Consider the following 19,018-nt stretch of genomic DNA (forward strand, 5'->3'; position numbering starts at 1 on the left):
CCCGAGGAGGACAGGCGTGACGCAGACGCGTGGAGCCATCGTCCGGCAGGCGCCGGGCAAGTACGAGGTCGTGGACCTGGAGGTGGACGACCCGCGTGCCGGCGAGATCCAGGTCAAGATGGTGGCGTCGGGCCTCTGCCACTCCGACGACCACATCGCCACCGGTGACATCCCGGTCGGCGTCTACCCGTTCGCGGGCGGCCACGAGGGCGCCGGGATCGTGACGAAGGCCGGCCAGAACACCAAGGGGATCAAGGAGGGCGACCACGTCGTCTTCTCGTTCCTGCCCTCCTGCGGCCACTGCCGCTGGTGCGCCTCCGGCCAGCAGAACCTCTGCGACCTGGGCGCCGGCCTGCTCGCCGGCACCCGGTGGGAGGAGGACACCACGCGCCTCAAGCTGACCGACGGCACCCCGGTCGGCCAGATGTGTGGCATCTCGACGTTCTGCGAGACCACGACGGTCGCCCAGGACTCCTGCGTGAAGGTCCCGGAGGACATCCCGCTCGACGTGGCCTGCCTCGTCGGCTGCGGTGTCGGCACGGGGTGGGGCTCCGCGGTGAACTCCGGTGGCGTGCAGCCCGGCCACACGACGATCGTCATGGGCATCGGCGGCATCGGCATCAACTCGGTGCAGGGTGCGTCGCACGCGGGCGCGTCGAACATCATCGCGGTGGACCCGGTCGCGCTGAAGCGGGAGAAGGCCCAGGAGCTCGGCGCGACCCACGCCGTCGAGACGATGGAGGAGGCCACCGAGCTCGCGAAGCAGTTCACGAACGGCCAGGGTGCCGACCAGACGATCGTCACCGTCGGCGTGATCCAGCCCGAGTACATCGGGCAGGCCATGGCGTCGATCCGCAAGGCGGGCACGGTCGTCGTGACCGCGCTGGGCAACATCGCCGACACGACGCCGCTGCCGGTGTCGCTCGCCGACGTGACGCTGTTCCAGAAGCGGATCCAGGGCTCGCTGTTCGGCGCCTCGAACCCGAACTGGGACATCCTGCGCCAGCTCGACCTGTACCGCTCCGGCGCGCTGAAGCTCAACGAGCTGGTCACGAAGACCTACTCGCTCGACGAGGTCGCGCAGGGCTACCAGGACATGCACGACGGCAAGAACGTGCGCGCGGTCATCAAGTACGACGCCTGATCGCACCAGCCGGACTTCCGGGCCCGGTCCGCACCGTCGCGGACCGGGCCCGGTTCATGCCGGGACCGCGCGCAGGACGCTGTAGCCCGACGGCGGGCACGGCGTGACCGACTCCAGCCGGAACCCGCCGCGGGACAGCAGATCGTCGAACTCGGCGTGCGTGCGCTCCTTGCCGCCCGTACAGACCAGCATGTTCAGGTCGCTCATCAGCAGGGTGTGTCGTTCCGCGAGCGCCCCGGGGTCGGTCGGGACGACGGGTTCGACGACGAGCAGTGCTCCGCCGTCCGGGATCGCGGCCCGCACGGACGCGAGGATCGCCAGCGACCGCTCGTCGTCCCAGTCGTGCAACACGCTCTTCACGACGTAGGCGTCCGCGGCCGGGACGGACGTGAAGAAGTCGCCCGTGACGATCTCGGCCGGACACCCGCCCAGAACCTCCGCGGCGTCGCCGACCGCGCCCGGCCCGTCGAACAGGATGCCGCGCAGACCGGGGTTCGCACGCAGGTACGCGGCGAGCAGCGTGCCGTTGCCGCCGCCGAGGTCGGCGAGCGTGCTGACACCGTCCAGATCGGTGTGGTCGACGATCGCCGGTGCGGCCGCGCGGGTGCCCTCGGCCATCGCCTCGGTGAACGTGTCGGAGAGCTCCGGGTCGGCGTCGAAGAACGCGAACGTGGAACGCCCGGTGAGCCGCTCCCAGGCGTTGTCGCCGGTCCGGACGCTCTCGGCCATGTCGCCCCAGCAGCCCCAGGTCTGCTTGCCGCAGAACAGCATCGCCAGGCGCCCGACCGAGCCGGGTTCGCCGCGGCGCAGGAGCGTGCCGTCCGGGGTCACCGTGACGGTGCCGTCCGGGTCGAGCTCGACGAGCCCGAGGATCGACGCGGCCCGGACCAGCCGGTACAGCGCGTCCGGGTCGGTGGCGGTGCGGACGGCCAGGTCGGTGACCGGAAGCGGCCCGCCGGCCAGGTGCTCGGCCACGTCGAGCTGCGCGACGGTCTGCAGCACCTGGGCCGGGAAGAAGCCGAACAGCATGCCGATCAGGCGGTCTCGGTTCGCGGTCGTGGTCGTCGTCATGCCGACGACGGTAGGAACGCGACCCGGTCCCGGTCTTGGACGAATGGGATCAGGTCGTGTGCTGGAGCGCGTAGTGGTCGAAGAACAGCGACGCCGTCAGCTCGCCGCGGCTGGCCACCCCGAACTTCGCGAACAGCTTCTTGACGTGATCGAGCACGGTGAACTCGCTCATCGCGAGCTCGCGGGCGACCTGCCGGTTGGACAGGCCCCTGGCGACGGCGGCGAGCACCTCCCGCTCGCGTGGCGTCAGGCCCCTGCCGCGGACGACGAGGTCGGCCACCTGGTGTGGCCGGACCTCCTCGACGACGACGGCCAGCTGCTTCCCGAGCGCCGACGCGTGCAGCGCGAGCCAGCGGCCGTCGCGGGTCGGGGTGGTCGCGCTGGCCGGTCCGCCCGCGGCGCGCCGGGCCGCGATCGCCTGCACGACGGCCGGGACGGCGTCCGGTCCGTCCGAGCCGAGCAGCGCGCGGGCGTCGTCGGACAGGTCGAGCACCCGCCCGTCGCGGGCGGTGAGGATCGTTCCGGACGGGTTGCCGCCGACCAGGTCCCGGCCGGTCCGCACCAGCGAGTCCCGCAGCGCCGTGCCCAGCGGTCGGGCGAGTTCCGACGTGGCGCCGACCTCGTCCGGGGAGAACGTCCCGCCGGATCGCAGCAGCACGACGAGGCCCCACGTCGTGCGCCCGTCGTGCAGGGGCAGGCGCAGCTCGTCGGTGATCCCGCGCGGGGTGAACACGTCGCGGTAGCGTGCGCTCGACGCCGGGTCCCCGCTGGTCGCGGAATGCAGCGTCACCGCGTGACCGCCGGCCGCCACGTCGGCGACCTTCAGCACGTCGTCGACGCGGTACTCGTTGTCGAACACCGCGTTCTCGAGGTCGACGTCGCGGGCGGCGCCGTCCAGCACGCAGTGCGACCACATCAGCGTCGCCGGGTCGAGGACGGCCCAGACGGCGAGGTCGGCAGGCACCCGGTCACCGAGCGCGGCCGAGGCCCGCTGCCGCAACGTGACGTGGTCCAGCGATCCGTCCAGGCCGCGCACGACGGTCTCCATCGCGCGCATACGGGAGTACTCGGCGGCGGGCCCTGGAACGTGACACCCCCTGGAAGCAGGGATGGGGCCGACGCCCGCCGCTGCCTAGCGTTCTCCGTACCGACCAGCACCGACCAGCACCGACCAGCACCGACCAGCACCGACCAGCACCGACGACGACCACCACGGAGGACGACATGGACACCACCGTCATCACCAACGCCACCGCCGACGCGTTCGCGATGCCGAACACCCGGGCGGTCCCGGTCGCCACCGGCGCGGACACCGGTGACGGCTGGGAGGCCCTCGAGCTGACGCTGCAGCCCGGCGCGGCCTCGCCGCCGCACACGCTGTCCGCGGACAAGGTGTTCTACCTGGCCGACGGCGTCCTCGAGGTGGAGGTCGACGGCGCGACGCACACGCTGGGCGCCGGCGACGTCGCGCGCATCCCGGCCGGGATCGTGCACCGCTACCGGAACGCCTCGGACGCCTCGGCGCGCCTGCTCGTGCTGGTCACCGGCGCGACCCAGGTGTCGTTCCTGCGCGGGATGGGCCGGCTGGGGCAGGCGGGCCAGCCGGAGCCGGGTGCGGTCGCCGAGCACGCCGCGGCGCACGGCGTCCGGATCATGACTCCGGCCGGCTGAGCGCTACAACGACGGGACGGCGCCACCGTCGCAGCGGGTGGCCGTGCCGGTGACGTAGGACGCGGCCTCGGAGCACAGGAACGCGGCGACCGCGCCGAACTCGTCGGGGCGTCCGTAGCGGCCGACCGGGACGCTCGCCGCACCGCGGGCCGCGACGTCGGCGACGTCGACGCCCTCCCGCTCGGCGATCGACCGGTCGACGGCGTCCGTGCGGGCCGTCGCGATCCGGCCCGGCAGCAGCATGTTGACCGTGACGCCGTCCGCCGCGACCTCGGCCGACAGCGTCTTCAGGTAACCGCCGAGCGCCGCCCGGCCCACATTGGACAGAGCCAGCCCTGCGATCGGCGCGACGACGCCGCTCGACCCGATCGCCAGCACCCGACCCCAGGCGCGCTCGCGCATGCCGGGGAGCGTGAGCGACACGAGCCTGCGCTGCGCGAGGACGAGCGTGTTCACGGCCGACAGGACCTCCTCGTCGGAGATCTCGGCCGCGACCGACGGCGGCGGTCCGCCGCTGTTCAGGACGAGGATGTCGACCGGGCCGAACGCCGCGACGGCCGCGTCGACGAGCCGGCCCGGCCCGTCCGTCGCCGTCAGGTCGACCTCGACACCGACCGCCTCCGGCAGCTCCGCGGCGATGGCCTGCGCCGTCGCGCCCCGGCGCCCGGAGACCACCGTGCGGACACCCTCGGCGGCCAGCGCCCGTGCCGTCGCCTCGCCGAGACCGCTCGTGGACGCGCAGACGACCGCGGTCCGCCCGCTGATGCCGAGATCCATGCCCGCAGGCTCCCACGGGCGGGGCGTGCGGATACTCGGGGTATGCGCGCCGCCGATCTCCTGTCCCGCGTCCCGCTCCTCGACGGGCACAACGACCTGCCCTGGGCGCTGCGCGAGCTCGACGGGCCGGAGCCGGACCTCGAGGCGGGGGAGCCGCGGCTGCACACGGATCTGCCGCGGCTGCGGGCCGGGCGGGTCGGGGCGCAGTTCTGGTCGGTGTACGTGCCGGGGTCGTTCACCGGCGACAGCGCCGTGACGGCCGTGTTCGAGCAGGTGGACCGCGTGCACCAGCTCGCCGCGCGCTACCCGTCGCTGGCCATGACCGGCAGCGCGGACGACGTCGACGCGGCGTTCGGGGCCGGGCGGATCGCCTCGCTGATGGGGGCCGAGGGCGGGCACGCGATCGCGAACTCGCTCGGCGTGCTGCGGTCGCTGCGCCGCTCCGGCGTCCGCTACATGACGTTGACGCACAACCTGAACAACGACTGGGCCGACTCCGCCACCGACGAGCCGGTGCACGGCGGGCTCACCCCGTTCGGGCGCGAGGTGGTCGCCGAGATGAACCGGATCGGCATGATCGTCGATCTGTCCCACGTGGCCGCGACGACGATGCGCGACGCGCTGTCCTCGACGTCCGCGCCCGTCCTGTTCACGCACTCCGGCGCCCGCTCGGTCACCGACCACCCGCGCAACGTGCCGTCCGACGTGCTCGCCGCACTGCCGGGCAACGGCGGGGTGTGCATGGTGACGTTCGTGCCGCGGTTCGTGTCCGGCGCCGTGGCCGAGTGGGACGGCCGGCTCGCCGACGCGATGGACGCGGCCGGGCTCGACCACCGGGACCTCGCCGCGCGGAACGCGTTCGCCGAGCGCTGGGACGGGCCGGAGGCGCCCCGGGCGACGGTCGACGACGTCGTCGCGCACCTGGACCACGTGCGGGAGGCGGCCGGGATCGACCACGTCGGGATCGGCGGCGACTACGACGGCGTCGCCGACCTGCCGTCCGGACTGGAGGACGTGTCCGGCTACCCGCGCCTGTTCGACGCGCTCCTCGACCGCGGCTGGAGCAGCGAGGACTGCACGAGGCTGGCCGGGGCCAACGCGCTGCGCGTGCTCCGGGCCGCCGACGAGGTGGCCGGCTGACCCCGCCTCCGCGCAGCCCCACAGACCCGCCACCCCACCCATCCCACCCGTCCCGTCCCACCGATCCCACTCGCCCCGCCCGCCCCACCCACCCCGCCCACTTCCGAACGAACGGCACCTTCGAGCAGTGTGATTGCGCGAAGGTGCCGTTCGTTCGGGAAGGGAGTGGGCGGCGGGCCCGCGGGGCCGGGTGGAGGCGGGGTCAGCCGCGGAGGCGGGGGCACAGCCCGTCCGCCGGCGCATCGCCGTCCGTTCCGATCCGCTCCACCAGGTCGTCGGCATGGCGGCAGATCCCGTCGAGGTCCAGGCCGGCCGGGGCCGGAACGGTCGCGCCGACCCGCCATCGCCGCACCCCTTCGGCGCCGCGCTCGAGCAACGAGACCGCACCACGGGCGTTGCCGCGCTGGGCGTGCGTCAGCCCGACGGCCACCTGCGCCAGTGCCCGCCACAGCTCACGGGTCTCCGGCCCGGCCGCCTTCCAGACGCCCTCCAGGACCTCGTGCGCCTGGAACGGCAGGCCGTCGTCGAGCAGTCGCTGGGCCTCGGCGACCGCGTCGTCGGGTTCGAGCACCAGGTCCTCCGGTACCCGCTCGACGCCATCGGCACCGTGTGGCAACGGGCGTCCGGCCGCGTCCCGCGGGCGCGCGTTGCGTGCCCGGCCCTGCTCGTCGCGGTCCCGTGCCATGTGACCGACCCTGGCACACGACTACGGTCGCGGCATGAGTGATCTCTTCGACGTCGGCGGCAAGGTTGCCGTCGTCACCGGCGGTACGAGCGGGATCGGGCGCATGATCGCCCGGGGTTTCGCCGAGGCAGGGGCGACGGTCTACGTCTCCAGCCGCAAGGCGGACGCGGTCGCCGAGACCGCCGCCGAGCTCGGCGTCACCGGGATCGCCGCGGACCTCTCCACCGAGGCCGAGTGCCTGCGGCTCGCCTCCGAGGTCGGCGGCCGCGAACAGCGGGTCGACGTGCTGGTGAACAACGCGGGCGCGACCTGGGGCGCGCCGTTGGAGGACTTCCCCGCGGCGGCGTGGGACAAGGTGCTCGACCTCAACGTGAAGTCGCCGTTCTTCCTGACCCGGGCGTTCCTGCCGCTGCTGGAGGCCGGCGCGACCGAGGACGACCCGTCCCGCGTGATCAACATCGGCAGCATCGACGGCCTGCGTGTGCCCGAGCTGCCGAACTACTCGTACTCGGCCAGCAAGGCGGCGGTGCACCAGCTCACCCGCGTGCTCGCCCGCGACCTCGGACCGCGACGGATCACCGTGAACGCGATCGCGCCGGGGCCGTTCCCCAGCAAGATGATGCGCGCGACGCTGGAGGCGGCCGGGGACGAGATCGCCGCGGAGTCACCACTGGGGCGGATCGGGCGCCCGGACGACGTGATCGGTGCGAGCCGCTTCCTGGCCTCACGGGCCGGCTCCTACGTGACCGGCGCGGTGATCCCGGTGGACGGTGGGATGTGGACGACGCGGTAAGTAGCGGCCGAACCGCGCCGGCGGGATGCGCGCTGGTCGGCGGGGTGCGTGCTGGTCGGCGGGACGCGTTCTGATCCGGGGGACGCGCGTTGGTCGGCGGGGTGCGTGCTGGTCGGCGGGGTGCGTGCTGGTCCGCGGAACGCGCTCTGATCGGCGAAACGCGCTTTGATCCGCGGGACGCGCTCTGGTCGGCGGGGTGCGCTCTGGTCGGCGGGGTGCGCTCTGGTCCGCGGGACGCGCTCTGGTCCGCGGAACGCGCTCTGATCGGCGGAACGCGCGCGTCCGGACGGGCGCGTTCGCCGGATCTGCGTGCGTTCGCCGGATCTGCGTGCGTTCGCCGGATCTGCGTGCGTTCGTGGGAACAGCGAGTGTTCGCCGGATCGGTGCATACCAAGCCGAGCGGGCGCCGCGGGACGAGCCGGTGCGAGGGAGGCGAGCCGGTGCGGCCCTCAGTCCTCCAGCGGGCCCATCTCGGCGGTGAACTCGTCGATGAATCCTTGCCAGTCCGCCACCGGACCGGCCGGGCGCACGACGAACTTGGTCAGCCCGCCCTCGACGTAGCGCCGGACGAGCTCGGCGGCGCCGTCCCAACCGTCCGCGACCAGGGACTTCGGGTCGACGTCCGGTCGCTGCGCGACGGCGCGCTGCAGCGCGGTGTCCGGGTCGATGCCGGGAAGCACGATCGAGATGTTCGTGCCGTAGTGGTCGTCCTCGACCTCGCGGCCGGACTCTCGCGCCGCGTCCTCGATCACCGTGCGGGCGCGGGCCGCCTCGTCCGGGGTGAGGAAGCTGCCCAGCCAGCCGTCGGCGAGCCGCCCGACCCGCCGGAGTCCGACGTCCGCGCGGCCGCCGAGCCAGAGATCCAGCGGCTTCTGCGGGCGCGGCACGACACGGGCCTCGTCGAGGTGGAAGTACGCGCCGTGGTGGGTGACGGACTCCTCGGTGAGCAGCCGTCGCACGACGACGAGTGCCTCCTCGAACACGTCGGCACGCGTGCCGTCGACGGGGTAGAACTGGCGCTCCCGCTTCGTCGCGGCGCGCACGCCGAACGCGGGCAGGATCCGCTTCGGCGCCAGGACGGCCATGGTCGCGAGCTGTGCGGCCACGAGCGACGGGTTGCGGCCCGGCAGCACGAGCACGCCGGTGCCGACCTTGAGGTTCTGCGTGCGGGCGGCGGCCCACGCCATCCCGATCGTGGCGTCCGGCCCGCCCTGGGACACGAAGTCCGGCAACCACAGCGAGTCGATGCCCGCCTTCTCGATCGCATCCACGAACTCGTCGAACTCGGCGCCGGGCTCGGAACCCGACGGGCCGATGGAACCGATCCCGATCCTGACCTTCACGTCCGTCGACGCTAACCGGGCCTTCCTCATCCCGCCAGGAGCCGGTTCAGTGCCGGTGCGACGTCACGGTGCGTGGCCACCGGCGCCATCCGGCCGCGGCCGAGACGGGCCAGGTCGCGGCCCAGCGGGGCGTCGTGCTCGCCGTCGGTCTCCAGCAGCACGTGCAGCTCCGGGAAGCGCCGGGCGATCAGGCGCGGGTCCGGGCCCGCGTTGTGCACGGCGTCGGTGAGCAGCACGGCCGTGCGCCGCCGGGCCGACGAGCGCTCCAGCTCGGTCAGCGCGACGGACAGCCCGAACCCGACGTTCGTCAGCCCGCGCGCCGGGATCCGGACCAGCTGGTCCAGCATCCGCGCCGGCGTCGTCGGCACGACCAGCGGCGACAGCACGGCCGCGTCCGACCAGAACGCGACGAGCGCGATCTGGTCACCGGACAGGTCCGCGGACAGCGCCGCGACCGTGGCCGCCGCGATCCGCACCTTCTCCCCACGCATCGAGCCGGACACGTCGACGATCAGCACGGCGGCCTTGCGCGGTCGCATCCGCTCGCGCACGACGATGTCGGTGTCCTCCGGCACCGGGCGCTCGGTGAGCACCTCGATCGTGCGGTCGAGGTCGATGTCGTCGCTGCGGTAGCGGTACGGGACCGACGCCAGCGCGCCGTTCCCGCGCTCGGCCCGCGGGTCGCGCGGTCGCCGCCGGAGCGACAGCCGTCGTGCGATCCGCTGCGCCATCCGGGCGACCTCGCGGTCCGGCGGAGCGTCCTCGAGCAGCTCGTCGAGGCCGCGCACCCGGGCCGTCTGCGACGTCAGCACGACGCCCTGGCCGCCCGCCTCCTGACGGTCGGTGTCGCCGTCGCCCCGCTGGGAACCGAGGTCGACGACGACCGGTGGCCCGGCACCGTGCTGGAACACCGACGGCGCCGCGTCGAGCAGCTTCGGCTTGCGGCGCAACGGTTCCCACGTCCGTCGGGCACCGCTGGACGCGGTGGGCAGCGCGACGGCGTTGTCGATGTTCAGGCGGTGCGGACCCGGCGCTGCCCGCCGGGGGAGGAGAAAAAATGGTTCTCCCAGATCTCGGTGATCACCTGTTCCGGACCGACCTCGGCCGCCTCGTCCACCGCCACCCGCGCCGAGAGCGCGAGCAGCGCGGCGTCGAGCACCCGCTGCTCGTGGGAGTCGTACGTGCCGAGGTTGTCCAGCTCGACGGCCAGCGCGACCGTGTCGATCGCCCCGCGCACGCTGGACCCGCGGCGCAGCTCGCCGTGGTCGCGCGTGGCCCGGGTGATCGCCACCGCGTCGGTGACCAGCCGGTCGTCGGTCGCGCCGGTGCGGACCCGGACGATGTCCGCCTCCTCGGCCGCGTCCTGGTAGCCGACGGCGAGCCGGCACCAGCGGTCGTAGACGGAGTCCGAGATCCGGGCGGTACCGACGTTGTCGAACGGGTTCATCGACGCCAGCACCCGGAACGTCGGGAGCGCCGCGATCGTGCCGACCCGGGGGACGGCCACCTCGCGCTCGGCCATCGCCGCCAGCAGGACATTGAGCGTGTCCTCCGGCGCCCGGTTGAGCTCCTCGATGTAGAGGAACCCGCCGGTGGTCATCGCCTCCAGCAGTGGCCCGGCGACGAAGTTGTCCTCCGAGTAGTCCTCGCGCAGCACGCGCGCCGGGTTGTGGTGCCCCACCAGGCGCGACGGCGTCAGCTCCGCGTTGCCCTCGACCAGCACGAACGGGATGTCCCAGTTGCGTGTGATCGCGCGCAGCACGGTCGACTTGCCGGTCCCCGGCGGGCCCTCCAGCAGGATGTCCCGGCCCGCCGTGACGGCCGCCAGCACCAGATCCAGTTCCCGGCGCCGCCCGACGAGGTCGGCGGCGATGCGGTCGCGGCGCTCCCGATTCGTTCCCGTCACGTCAGACGTTCGGGTTCCGGTAGGGGGCGGTGCCGCCCGCGTCGACGACCTGAGTGTGGCCGGTGACGTACCGCGCCTCGTCGGAGGCGAGGTAGAGCACGGCGTTCGAGATGTCGACCGCCTCGACCCACGGGATCGGCAGCGCGTTGACGCCCTTGAACTCGTTCATCGCCTCGTCGCGGGTGGCGCCGGTGCGGCCGAGGAACAGCTCCCGGATCACGTCGTTCTGGATCATCGGGGTGTCCACCGTGGTCGGGTGCACGGAGTTGCACCGGACGTTGTGCTGCGCCAGCTCGACGGCGAGCGTGCGCATCAGGCCGGTGACGCCGTGCTTGGCGGCCGTGTAGTGGGCCAGGTTGCCGAACGCGACCAGACCGGCCGTCGAACTCGTCAGGATGATCGACCCGCTGCCCTGCTCGATCATCACCGGGATGGCGGGCTTCACCGTCTTCCAGACGCCGACCAGGTTGATGTCGACCATCTCCTGGAACATCTCCTCGGTCAGCTCCCACGCGGGAGCGGCCGTGGCGATGCCGGCGTTCGCGACGACGATGTCCAGGCGGCCGAACTCGGACACGGCGTCGGCGACGGCGGACTCCATCGCCGCCAGGTCCCGCACGTCGGCCTTGCGGCTGATCACCCGGCGGTCCAGGTCCTCGATCATCGACGCCGTCTCGGCCAGGTCGGCGTCCGTGGCGCCGTCGTACTTGACCGTCTTGAGGCCCTGGCAGATGTCGAGCGCGACGATGTCGGCGCCCTCCTGCGCAAGACGTACGGCGTGACTGCGGCCCTGACCGCGCGCCGCGCCCGTGACCAGAGCGACCTTGCCCTCGACCCGTCCCATGCGGTGTCCCCTCACCTGGAGGCCGCGCCTCGCTGCGCGGCCCGTACCGACACCGTCGCGAGGGCCGAGGAGAGCGGTCAATACGACATCCGTGTGCGGTCGTGTTCTCTCCCAAGGACTCCGCACGGAGCGCAGCTAGGTGCCGGTCGGCCCGTCCGCCCGTCCGGAGCGGTCCGCGGGGTCTTCGGATCCCGTCTCCGACGGCGCGGGGGTGGCGTCCGACGACGCGCCGTCCCGCGGCTCGTCGTGCAGCTCCGCCTTCAGGATCCGCGCGGAACGGCCCAGGCTGCGGGCGGCGTCCGGCAACCGGCGGGCACCGAACAGCAGGACCGCGATCGCGATCACGATCAGCCAGTGCCACGGACTCATCTCACCCAATGCCCACTCCTCTCCGCATCGGTCAGTCTGCCCGTTCCGACCCGCGCCCACCCGTCCGTGTGGCGGCATTCTCAGGCCATTCCCAGGAACTGTCGGAATCGTCCGTCGCTGGTGGTCCCCGGTGAACGGCGTCCGGATCGGGTGGTCCAGCACGGAGGGCGGATCGCCTGGTAGACCTGCACGCGTGCGTGTGGAGCGTGGTCGCCAGATGGCGGCGCTGATCGTCGTCGCCGGAGTGCTGCTGGCCGGAATGCTGTTCCCCCTGGTGGGCGGTACGGGCATTCTCGCGAGCCAGGTCGCGGAATCGGCGGCCGAGACGTCCGGTTCGATTCGCAGTGGGCAATTGCCGACGACGTCGGTGATGACCGACTCGTCCGGTGCGCCCGTCGCGTACTTCTACGACCGTTACCGGCAGAGCGTGCCGAGCGAGAAGATCTCGACGGCGATGAAGGCGGCGATCGTCGCGATCGAGGACCGCCGGTTCTTCGAGCACGGCGGAGTGGACCCGGTCGGTGCGGCGCGCGCCCTTGTGAACAACTCCAACGGCGGGGCGCAGCAGGGCGGGTCGACGCTGACCGAGCAGTACGTCAAGAACTACGACCTCTACGTCGTCGCGCGCACCGACGCCGAGCGGGAGGCCGCCGTCGCGCCGAACTACGCGCGCAAGATCAAGGAGGCCGAGCTGGCGGTCAGCCTGGACCACCAGCAGACCAAGGACCAGATCCTCACCGGATACCTGAATCTCGTCTACTTCGGACACGGCGCGTACGGGGTGCAGGCCGCGGCGCAGGCCTACTTCGGCGTCGATGCGAGCGCGCTCACCGTCGGCCAGGCCGCGATGCTCGCCGGGATGGTGCAGAGTCCGGCCCAGTTCGACCCGGTGAACCACCCGGCCGACTCGACCGCGCGGCGGAACCTCGTCATCGACCAGATGCAGCAGGCGGGCTCGATCACCCCGGCGCAGGCCACCCCGGCGAAGGCGACGCCGCTGGGCGTGCGACCGGACCCCGAGGTGCCTGCCGAGGGCTGCACCGGCGCCGGGGACGCCGGCTACTTCTGCGACTACGTGCTCTCCTACCTGGAGAAGGCCGGAATGAGCCGGCAGCAGCTGACCGACGGCGGCTACACGATCCGCACGACACTCGACCGCGACCAGCTCGGCAAGCTCAAGGCGGCCGTCGACGGACAGGTGCCGCCCGGGCAGCCGCACGTCGCGAACGTGATGTCGATCGTGAAGCCGGGGGCCACGAGCCACCCGGTGACGGCGATGGCGGCGAACCGGACGTTCGGCAACGCGGACGGGGAGTCGTCCTACGGGCTGCCGTTCGAGCCGGAGAACATGGGCGCCGGCTCGGTCTACAAGATCTTCACGGCGGCGACGGCGCTGCAGCAGCACGACATCGGGATCGACTCGATCATCCCGGTACCGCCGAGCGGGTACGCGTCGCCGATCTACAAGGACGGCGACGGCAATCCGATCCCGGTCGGCAACGCCGGCAACTACGCCGGCCAGCTGTCGCTGCAGGACGCTCTCGCACAGTCGCCGAACACCGCGTTCGTGAAGCTGGAGGAGACGACGGGCGTGTCACCCGTTGTCGACATGGCGGTCAACCTCGGGCTCACCTCGCTCGCCGAGAAGCCCGCGGGGGACGACGACGCGCAGTCGATCGCGGCCACGATGAAGGCGTCCAACCAGGCGTCGTTCACGCTCGGCGTCACCCCGACCAGCGCGCTCGAGCTGGCGAACGTGCAGGCCACCCTCGCCTCGCACGGCACATTCTGCCCGCCGACGCCGCTGACGTCGGTGACCGGGCCGGACGGCAAGCCGGTCCCGATCCCGCAGGAGGGCTGCCGGCAGGCGATCGCGCCGGGCATCGCGGACACGCTGATGAACGGGCTGAGCAAGGACGACCAGCCGGGCGGGACGTCGGCCGCGGCGGCGGGCACCGAGCAGTGGGCCCGCCCGATCGCGGCGAAGACCGGGACGACGCAGGAGTACAAGTCCGCGACGTTCGTCGGCGCGACACCGGATCTGGCGGGCGCCGACATCGTGTTCGACGACTCGAACTCGCCCCGCCCGATCTGCGAGGGCAGCCCGCCCTACAGCTGCGGGAGCGGCAACATCTACGGCGGCATGGCACCGGCCCGCACGTTCTACCGGGCGATGGGGGACATCCTCGGCGGCGCTCCGCCGACACCGCTCCCGGCCCCCGACCCGCAGTACCTGAACGGCCGGGACGGCTGAGCCGGCTCCGCGTCGCCGCCCCCGGTTGGACCCGCCGCGGTCCGGGCCGCACCGTCCACGTCCCACGCCGAACGAACGTGACATCCGTTCGGATCATCGCTACGGGTGCCACGTCGGTGCGGTTCCCCCGCGCCGTGAGGGCGGCGGCCCGGTGACCGCGCACAGCGCCGCCTCCGGTGGTCCTGTCACGGCGTCCAGTGCGGGTCGCGGCCCGCGAAGCCGAGGGCACGGTGGAACCGCGACGCGTCCGCGGCGACCTCGACCACCGGTCCGAACAGGCCCTCGCGACCGGCCTCCTGGCCGGGTGCGGACATGGCGGCGGTGAAGCCGTGCACGGCCTCGACCGCGTCGTCGTCCGGCGAGAACGTCTGCCCGGTCGCGACGGCGAGATCCCAGCCGTGCAGCACGATCTCGTCCAGGGCGATCGTGCCGGCGATCTCGCCCGGCAGGTCGAGACCACCGGCGGCGGTCATGCCGGTCCAGGCCTCCGGATCGGCCCACGCCATGGCGAGCGTGTCCAGCCGGGCCGGGATCTCGTCCCGCCACGCGGCCGGGAGTGCGGCGGCGTCGGCCTGCGGCGCGGTGCCGCCCGCTTCCGGTGACTTCTCGGCCGCAGCGGTGAACGCCCAGGTCAGGCCGTGCAGATGGTGGAGCAGCGCGGCGACGGTCATGTCCGGGCACGGCGTCGGGCCGGTCAGCTGCTCGTCGCGGACACCGGCGACGACGGCGGCCACCGCCGACGCGGTCGGCGCGAAGTCGGGACGGGCGTTCTCGGTGCTGGTCACATGTCCTCCCGGGGGGACGGCTGGGGCTCTCGATGCGGTGGACCGCCTGCCCGTCGGAAACTCATCGGCCGGAGGGACCGACCGCTCGAGGTGAACGTGAGCGTCCTCCCAGGCTCCGCGGCCGACCCTGGTGTTCACGTCGAGCGGGTTGCGACACCCGGTAGAAGTTGGCCCCGGCGGGGTGCGGGACAGCGGTCGCGACTCGACGCTGTGGTTCGAGCGACCGGCGACCCGCCGCGGGCAGCGGGACCCGGTCCGGCCGGAACTACGGCTCGTCCGCCATCCGGAGGTAGGCCGGGCGCAGCAGGTCGGTCACCCGCTTGCCGCGCACCCGCACCGGGAGCTCCGGCACCTGGTCGAGCACCGCGTCCGGCGACGTCGCCGGGGGAGCGGGCGGGAGCGTGTCCACCGGCGCGGACGTCCAGAAGCGGTCCAGGACGTCGGCCAGCGGCGGGACGGACGCCGACGGCTCGGACGGCCCGATCTCCGCGCGCGTGGTCCCGCGGCGTTCGCGGAGGTTCTCCAGCAACGTCTCCCGGTCCCGCCCTCGTAGCGCGAGGATCTCGAACGGGTCGGCGTCGAAGCGCTCGGCGAGCAGGTAGAACGCGGCGGCCAGGTGCTTGCAGGGCACCGTGACGTCCGGACACGTGCAGTCCATGGACAGGTCGGTCGCGCCGGACTCCGGGAACAACGCGAGGCCGAGCCCTCCGAGCAGCTCCTCGATCTCCGGCGGCATCCCCCCGGCCAGGAGCGCTGCGGCGTACCAGGCGTCGTCGACGAGCGCCTGCTCCACCCGCGTCCACTCGGACTTGTCCCATGTCCGCACGCCGATCCGCACGGTGTACGGCTTCGGCCGGGTGCCCTGCACGAGCGCGACGGCGGCGCCCGCCGCGACGTCCAGGGACACGATCTGCCCGGACCGCGCGTACGTGCGGCCCCGGGAGAGCCGACCGCCGACGCCGAGATCGGTGAGCGTGTCCAGGAAGCGGGCCGACCACCAGGTCCGCGCGACCGTGCCGCGCGTCGAGTGGATCTGGATGCCGCCGCCCGGCACCGGGAGCGGCTTGCGCGGCGTGTAGTCCTCGTCGGCCCAGAACGGGCGGCCGTCAGGCATCGGCGTCTGCCCCCTCGGTGCCGTCCAGGATCGCGTTCTCACCCAGCGCGAACACGTCCCGCAGCTCGCCGGTGGACAGCCCGGTCAGCCAGTCCTCGCCGTCCGAGACGACCATGCCGGACAGCGACTTCTTGGACTCGATCAACGCCTCGATCCGTTCCTCGACCGTGCCGGGGCAGCAGAACTTGCGGACCTGCACCGAGCGCTTCTGCCCGATCCGGAACGCCCGGTCGGTCGCCTGGTTCTCGACGGCCGGGTTCCACCAGCGGTCCAGGTGGACGACGTGGTTGGCCGCGGTCAGCGTCAGCCCCGTACCGCCGGCCTTCAGCGAGAGCAGGAACACCGACGGGCCGTCCGGGGACTGGAACCGGGTGACCATCGCGTCCCTCTTCGTCTTCGACGTGCCGCCGTGCAGGTAGGCGACCTCGGTGTCGAACCGCGCGGACAGGTGCGGGTGCAGCATCGCCGCGAACTCGGTGAACTGCGTGAACAGCAGCACCTTGTCGCCCGCGGCGAGGATGTCGCCGAGCAGCTCGTCCAGCCGCGCGATCTTCCCGGAGCGCGGTCGGCCGTCCGGGTGCGCGATCGGGGAGCCGTCGTGCAGCAGCTGCGCCGGGTGGTTGCACACCTGCTTGAGCTTGGCCATGGCGGCCAGCACGTTGCCGCGGCGCTCGATCCCGTCGGAGCCCTCGATCTTCTCCATCATGTCGTCGACGACCGTGCGGTACAGCGACGCCTGCTCCCGGGTGAGCCGGTAGTCCTGCAGGATCTCGATCTTCTCCGGCAGGTCGTCGATCACCTCCGGGTCGGTCTTGACCCGGCGCAGCAGGTAGGGCCGGGTGATCCGGCGCAGCGTGCGTGCGGACTCCGCGTCGCCGTGCCGCTCGATCGGCACCGCGAACCGGTTCCGGAACCGCTCCGGGCTGCCGAGCAGTCCGGGGTTCAGGAAGTCCAGCACCGACCAGAGTTCGGCCAGCCGGTTCTCCATCGGCGTGCCGGTCATCGCGATCCGGTGGCCCGCGTCCAGCCGGCGTGCGGTGCGCGACGGTCCGGCGTTCGCGTTCTTGATCGCCTGGGCCTCGTCGAGCACGACCCGGTGCCATCGGCGCGGTTCCAGCTCGTCGAGATCGCGAGCGGCCGTACCGTACGTGGTGACGACGAGGTCGGCGCCGGCCAGAGCCTCCGACAACGCCTCGCCGCGCGGGCGGGAGGCGCCGTGGTGGGCGTGCACCCGCAGGTGCGGCGCGAACCTCGCCGCCTCCCGTTGCCACGTCCCGACCAGCGACATCGGGCAGAGGATCAGCGTCGGCGCCCGGTCCGCGCCGGCCCCCTCGGCACGGTCGTGACACTCCAGGGCCAGCAGCTGCACCGTCTTGCCGAGCCCCATGTCGTCGGCCAGGCAGGCGCCGAGCCCGAGCGAGGACAGGAACGCCAGCCATGCGACCCCGCGTTCCTGGTACGGGCGCAGCGTCGCCTCGAGTCCCTCCGGGGCGGGCAGCGGCTCCAGCGTCCGCTCGGCCGTGCCGTCCAGGAGATCGCCCAGCCAGCCGTCGGCCCGCAGGCTCGTGACCGGCAGCGGCGCGTCCACCTCCCCGCGGCTCACGGCCAGCACGTCGGCTGCCGTCGGCGCGTGGGAGCGCTTGCGGCGCAGGAAGTCCAGCCCGCGGGCGAGCGCGTCCGCGTCCACCGACACCCATTGACCGCGCACCCGCACGAGCGGCGCCTTCGCCGCGACCAGCGCAGCGATCTCCTCCTCGCCGAGCTCCTCGTCGCCGACGGCGATCGACCAGCGGAACGACGCCAGCTCGTCCCGCCCCAGACCGCCGCGGGTGATCACTCCGGGCGCCGCGGCCGAGCTCGCGGACAACCGCAGTCCGATCGGGCGCGCCCCGTTCCACCCGGCCGGGAGCTGCACCCCGAAGCCGGCCGTGACCAGCACGGACGCGTCGTGCGTGAGGAACCGGTGCGCGCCGGCCACGTCGAGGTCGAACGCCTGCGGGCGGGCCTGGCGCAGCGACGGCACGAGCGACGGCATCGCCTGCGCCGCCCGGCCCAGCTCGGCCAGCAGCAGCTCCTGGGCGCCGTCGATCAGCCGGTCCGCCGTACCCGACCACACGTCTCCCGCGTCCAGCTGCAGGCTCGGGTCCTCGGTCGACCGCAGCGCGAACTGGAGCTCCCAGCGCGTGCCGTCGCCGGTCTGGTCCTCCTCGTCGGGCCCCGGGTCCGACGGGTCGTGCAGTGTGCGCACCTCGGCCAGCCGGAACACCGCCCGGGCCGGGCCCGGCGGTTCGGTGCCGATCTCGTCCCACGACTCCAGCGCGTCGGCCAGCTCGCCGGTCGGTTCGGCGTCGCCGGTCAGCACGTCGTCGTCGCTGGTCAGCGCCGCGAGCCAGGCCTCGACGTCGGACGGGGCCGCGCGCGTGCGCCGTTCCGGGACCAGCCGCAGTGGCTCGCCGGACCGGCCGAGCCGCTCACGGACCGCGGCGTCGGTGAACGCGGCCAGCGCGGCGTCGACGAGCTCACCGGGGTCGTGCCCGGCGACGTCACCGGCGCGGCGCTGCTCGGCCCGTGCCTCGGGCGGCATCGACTCGACGAGCGTCGCCCGCGCCACCTCGTCGAGCCCCTGCACCACCGGCCGCCACCGCGCGCGGTGCTCCGGACCCGACCCGTCGAGCGTCGGCAGCACCCTCCCGCGAGCCGCCAGCTCGTCGGCCAGCCGGAGCACCGACAGCAGGTGCTCCGCCGAGTCCGCGTAGCGGACGTCGGGCGACGGGTCGAGCAGCTCGGCCGCGTCCACGGCCACGGCGGGCACGCTCCACGGCGCGAGCATCGGCTCCGACCGCGACCGCACACCACCGGCCGTCCGGACCAGACCCGGGGAGTCGTGCGGACCGTTCGGGTGCGACGGCAGCAGCAGCGTGACCGACGCCGCGCGGCCCGGGTGGATCGCCGCGAGCTCCGCCGAGGGCACGGCGAACGGGTGCGGCCGCGCGCTGCGCACCGACCGGCGTGACGTGCGGGCCGGGCGCTCCCCGTCCTCCGCCCAGAGCAGCACGCCCCGACCGGGGGACCAGAGGGCATGCACCACGAGCACGAACCCAGGTTAGAAGTACCCACCGACA

Annotated in this window: 17 protein-coding genes; 5 read left to right on the forward strand and 12 right to left on the reverse strand. The window is 73.2% G+C overall.

Translation table 11 applies throughout. From position 1 onward, the window contains the following. The first annotated feature begins 16 nt into the window (after positions 1-16). Entirely contained in the window at positions 17-1,144 is a 1,128-nt protein-coding gene (locus EV378_RS32870) for an NDMA-dependent alcohol dehydrogenase (protein WP_132431614.1), read from the forward strand. A 54-nt stretch (positions 1,145-1,198) separates the two neighbouring features. On the opposite strand, the gene EV378_RS32875 is transcribed toward EV378_RS32870, so the two are convergent. Both EV378_RS32875 and EV378_RS32880 read right to left on the reverse strand, forming a co-directional pair. Then, a complete protein-coding gene (locus EV378_RS32875) occupies positions 1,199-2,215 on the reverse strand; it encodes a methyltransferase (protein ID WP_132431616.1) in 1,017 nt (338 codons plus the stop codon). 49 nt (positions 2,216-2,264) lie between these two features. Continuing rightward, entirely contained in the window at positions 2,265-3,272 is a 1,008-nt protein-coding gene (locus tag EV378_RS32880) for a LuxR C-terminal-related transcriptional regulator (RefSeq protein WP_132431618.1), read from the reverse strand. A gap of 167 nt (positions 3,273-3,439) precedes the next feature. Here EV378_RS32880 and EV378_RS32885 point away from each other — a divergent pair, with 167 nt between their 5' ends. Continuing rightward, complete coding sequence (locus tag EV378_RS32885; RefSeq protein ID WP_132431620.1) at positions 3,440-3,886, forward strand: cupin domain-containing protein; 447 nt, start codon at positions 3,440-3,442, stop codon at positions 3,884-3,886. A gap of 3 nt (positions 3,887-3,889) precedes the next feature. Here the strand turns inward: EV378_RS32885 and EV378_RS32890 are convergent, their stop codons facing one another. After that, entirely contained in the window at positions 3,890-4,663 is a 774-nt protein-coding gene (locus tag EV378_RS32890; protein WP_132431622.1) for an SDR family oxidoreductase, read from the reverse strand. Between the two features lie 42 nt (positions 4,664-4,705). On the opposite strand from EV378_RS32890, the gene EV378_RS32895 reads away from it, so the two are divergent. Then, the gene (locus tag EV378_RS32895) at positions 4,706-5,803 is read left to right on the forward strand and encodes a dipeptidase (protein WP_132431624.1); all 1,098 of its coding nucleotides are present in this window, start codon (positions 4,706-4,708) and stop codon (positions 5,801-5,803) included. A gap of 202 nt (positions 5,804-6,005) precedes the next feature. Here EV378_RS32895 and EV378_RS32900 read toward each other — a convergent pair whose 3' ends face one another. Next, positions 6,006-6,488: a DUF309 domain-containing protein gene (locus tag EV378_RS32900; RefSeq protein ID WP_132431626.1), complete on the reverse strand. Its 483-nt coding sequence runs from the start codon at positions 6,486-6,488 to the stop codon at positions 6,006-6,008. Positions 6,489-6,522: 34 nt separating this feature from the next. Here EV378_RS32900 and EV378_RS32905 point away from each other — a divergent pair, with 34 nt between their 5' ends. Further along, positions 6,523-7,281 carry an SDR family oxidoreductase gene (locus EV378_RS32905; RefSeq protein ID WP_132431628.1) on the forward strand — a complete coding sequence of 253 codons (759 nt, stop codon included), beginning with the start codon at positions 6,523-6,525 and terminating at the stop codon, positions 7,279-7,281. 449 nt (positions 7,282-7,730) lie between these two features. Here the strand turns inward: EV378_RS32905 and EV378_RS32910 are convergent, their stop codons facing one another. From EV378_RS32910 to tatA, 5 genes are all read right to left on the reverse strand, one after another. Beyond that, a complete protein-coding gene (locus EV378_RS32910) occupies positions 7,731-8,624 on the reverse strand; it encodes a TIGR03854 family LLM class F420-dependent oxidoreductase (protein ID WP_132431630.1) in 894 nt (297 codons plus the stop codon). 26 nt (positions 8,625-8,650) lie between these two features. Then, positions 8,651-9,574 carry a vWA domain-containing protein gene (locus EV378_RS36625; protein WP_132431632.1) on the reverse strand — a complete coding sequence of 308 codons (924 nt, stop codon included), beginning with the start codon at positions 9,572-9,574 and terminating at the stop codon, positions 8,651-8,653. A 62-nt stretch (positions 9,575-9,636) separates the two neighbouring features. Beyond that, complete coding sequence (locus tag EV378_RS32920; protein WP_132431634.1) at positions 9,637-10,530, reverse strand: AAA family ATPase; 894 nt, start codon at positions 10,528-10,530, stop codon at positions 9,637-9,639. A gap of 1 nt (position 10,531) precedes the next feature. Continuing rightward, positions 10,532-11,374, reverse strand: a complete 843-nt coding sequence (locus tag EV378_RS32925) for a mycofactocin-coupled SDR family oxidoreductase (RefSeq protein WP_132431636.1) — start codon at positions 11,372-11,374, stop codon at positions 10,532-10,534. Positions 11,375-11,509: 135 nt separating this feature from the next. Then, complete coding sequence (gene tatA / locus EV378_RS32930) at positions 11,510-11,743, reverse strand: Sec-independent protein translocase subunit TatA (protein WP_243653983.1); 234 nt, start codon at positions 11,741-11,743, stop codon at positions 11,510-11,512. A 193-nt stretch (positions 11,744-11,936) separates the two neighbouring features. On the opposite strand from tatA, the gene EV378_RS32935 reads away from it, so the two are divergent. After that, positions 11,937-13,997: a transglycosylase domain-containing protein gene (locus EV378_RS32935; RefSeq protein WP_243653876.1), complete on the forward strand. Its 2,061-nt coding sequence runs from the start codon at positions 11,937-11,939 to the stop codon at positions 13,995-13,997. Between the two features lie 185 nt (positions 13,998-14,182). Here EV378_RS32935 and EV378_RS32940 read toward each other — a convergent pair whose 3' ends face one another. From EV378_RS32940 to EV378_RS32950, 3 genes are all read right to left on the reverse strand, one after another. Next, a complete protein-coding gene (locus EV378_RS32940) occupies positions 14,183-14,782 on the reverse strand; it encodes a TIGR03086 family metal-binding protein (RefSeq protein ID WP_207908933.1) in 600 nt (199 codons plus the stop codon). A 265-nt stretch (positions 14,783-15,047) separates the two neighbouring features. Further along, positions 15,048-15,896, reverse strand: a complete 849-nt coding sequence (locus EV378_RS32945; RefSeq protein WP_132431640.1) for an SWIM zinc finger family protein — start codon at positions 15,894-15,896, stop codon at positions 15,048-15,050. After that, a complete protein-coding gene (locus tag EV378_RS32950; RefSeq protein WP_132431642.1) occupies positions 15,889-18,990 on the reverse strand; it encodes a DEAD/DEAH box helicase in 3,102 nt (1,033 codons plus the stop codon). The genes EV378_RS32945 and EV378_RS32950 overlap by 8 nt, the downstream gene beginning before the upstream one ends. Between the last annotated feature and the right edge of the window lie 28 nt (positions 18,991-19,018).

Source organism: Pseudonocardia endophytica, assembly GCF_004339565.1.
GTDB classification, from domain to species: domain Bacteria; phylum Actinomycetota; class Actinomycetes; order Mycobacteriales; family Pseudonocardiaceae; genus Pseudonocardia; species Pseudonocardia endophytica.